1 protein-coding gene and 1 pseudogene are annotated in these 2,774 nt (G+C 64.1%); both read left to right on the forward strand.

Annotated features, from left to right (window positions below; genetic code table 11):
- Window positions 1-696 (forward strand): annotated as a pseudogene (locus AC1D00_RS35065) (DNA primase); the annotation flags it as partial.
- 374 nt (window positions 697-1,070) lie between these two features.
- Window positions 1,071-2,774: RNA polymerase sigma factor RpoD (rpoD, locus tag AC1D00_RS35070; RefSeq protein ID WP_477013831.1), on the forward strand; the 1,704-nt coding region annotated here is incomplete at its 3' end.

A 2,774-nucleotide genomic window follows, 5' to 3' on the forward strand; every position in this document is an offset into this window, starting at 1 on the left:
TTCCGCCCCGGTCAGGGCGGCCGGCCGTTCCAGCCGCGGGGCGGCGGGCAGGCGAATCGATTCGGCGGTCAGGGGTTCCGCGGCGCGTCCGGCCCCACCCCGCTACCCTCCGGCCCCTACCAGGCGGCGAGCCCCCAGCTTGCGACAAGCCCGATCATGAAGGGACAGCGCAGCGCCATCTCCCGCCGGGAGGCGCTGATCCTGCAGTGCCTGATCAACCACCCCTGGCTGCTGCATGAGCACCTCGAGGAGGTCGCCGCCCTGGAGCTGGCCCATCCCGAGGCCCACAAGCTGCGGGCCGGCATCATCGCCGCCTTCGCCAACGACCATCATCACTCACCGGACCCCGGCGAGCAGGCCGAGAAGATGCGGGCCGACATCGAAAAGGGAGGATTTTCTCAGCTTCTTCAAAGGGTTGAGAATGGCATCACGACCCAGGCGGTATGGGGCGCGCGCGAAGGCGCGGCGAGGGACGACGTTCTCTCCACTTGGCACCAGCTGGTTGCCTTGCATCGGCAATGGCATTCACTACTTAGGGAGTTGAAGGACGCCGAGCTGGCCTTGGGGGAGGACCCCAGCGAGGCCAATTTGGCGTGGCTGCGTGACGTCAAGGCTCGGATAGGCGAAGTCGACGGCACCGAGGCCCTGATCGAGGGTTTTGGCGAGCTGTCGGGTCGGCTCCAGAAGAGCGTGTGATGAAAGAATCATGCGGACGGCCGGGGCCGGAACCGCTAAAAGACTCGCCAAATCCATGGTTTGGCGGCAAAAACAGGGTTAATCGAGGCTTAACGGTCTTGTAGCACTTTGGCCCAGAGGCGGCCGCAGGCAGAACAGACGCGTCAGGAATGAATCCGCGCGAACACTGTTGGCACTACACCTGCATCCGCTGCGACAAAGAGGCTCACGAAGCGTTAGGCAATTCCGGCGAGAGAAAGTTGGGGGTGGCGAGAGAAGTGCGCGCCGCCCTTTCCGTGTCGAGAGCTGACGAAGCGAGAGCGTCGAGCAACAGGTTCAAGTGATTTCAGGCAGGCGCGGCGAACGTCTGTGTGAAACGCGTTTAGGAGCAATGGATGGCCACCAAGGCAAAGACGCTGCAGGCGAAGGACAAGGAAAAAGACGACAAGGCAGCGGATGCTCCCGAGAAGGATTCCCAGGACGCGCCCTCGCCGTTGCTCGATCTGTCCGACGCAGCCGTGAAGAAGATGATCAAGCAGGCCAAGAAGCGCGGCTTCGTGACCTTCGATCAGCTCAACGAAGTCCTGCCGTCCGACCAGACCTCGCCCGAGCAGATCGAGGACATCATGTCCATGCTCTCGGACATGGGCATCAACGTCACCGAAGCCGACGATAGCGAAGGCGAGGAAGACAAGGACGAGGGCGGCGAGGACGAGACCGACAACGAGCTCGTCGAGGTCACCCAGAAGGCCGTCACCGAGGTCAAGAAGAGCGAGCCTGGCGAGCGCACCGACGATCCCGTGCGCATGTATCTGCGCGAGATGGGCACCGTCGAGCTGCTGTCCCGCGAAGGCGAAATCGCGATCGCCAAGCGCATCGAGGCCGGCCGCGAGGCGATGATCGCAGGTCTGTGCGAAAGCCCGCTGAGCTTCCAGGCCATCATCATCTGGCGCGACGAGCTCAACGAAGGCAAGATCTTCCTCCGCGACATCATCGATCTCGAAGCGACCTATGCCGGCCCCGAAGCCAAGGGCGGCATGAACACCGCGATGATCGGCGGTCCCGCTGGAGAGAACGGCGAGGCCACGGCCGAGGGCGGCGAAGCGGTGGCAGTGACCGGCGGCGCGCCCGCGCATGTCGCCCCGCCCGCGGCACCACCGGCGCCGACCCCGTTCCGCGCCGCGCCTGCCCCCGGCAACGGCGCCGAGGCCGAGAAGGATCCGGGCGAGGCCGCCGCCGAAGCCGACATGGACGAGGACGACGAGTTCGAGAACCAGATGTCGCTTGCGGCGATCGAGGCCGAGCTCAAGCCCAAGGTCGTCGAGATCTTCGACAAGATCGCCGAGAGCTACAAGAAGCTGCGCAAGCTTCAGGAGCAGGACATCCAGAACCAGCTCGAGAGCACCTCGCACGGTCCCTCGCTCTCGCCGCACCAGGAACGCAAGTACCGCAAGCTCAAGGACGAGATCATCGTCGAGGTGAAGTCGCTGCGCCTCAACCAGGCGCGTATCGACTCGCTCGTCGAGCAGCTCTACGACATCAACAAGCGCCTCGTCTCGCATGAGGGACGCCTGATGCGCCTCGCCGACAGCCACGGCGTCGCGCGCGAGGATTTCCTGCGCAACTACACCGGCTCGGAGCTCGATCCGCGCTGGCTCAACCGCGTCTCGAAGCTGTCGGCCAAGGGCTGGAAGAACTTCGTCCACCACGAGAAGGACCGCATCAAGGACCTTCGTCACGAGGTCCATCAGCTCGCCGCGCTGACCGGCCTCGAGATCGTCGAGTTCCGCAAGATCGTGCACTCCGTGCAGAAGGGCGAGCGCGAAGCTCGCCAGGCCAAGAAGGAGATGGTGGAAGCCAACCTCCGTCTCGTGATCTCGATTGCCAAGAAGTACACCAACCGCGGCCTGCAGTTCCTCGACCTGATCCAGGAAGGCAACATCGGCCTGATGAAGGCGGTCGACAAGTTCGAGTACCGTCGCGGCTACAAGTTCTCGACCTACGCCACGTGGTGGATCCGGCAGGCGATCACCCGCTCGATCGCCGACCAGGCCCGCACCATCCGCATCCCCGTGCACATGATCGAGACGATCAACAAG

This window comes from Bradyrhizobium sp. P2_E8 (genome assembly GCF_056403875.1).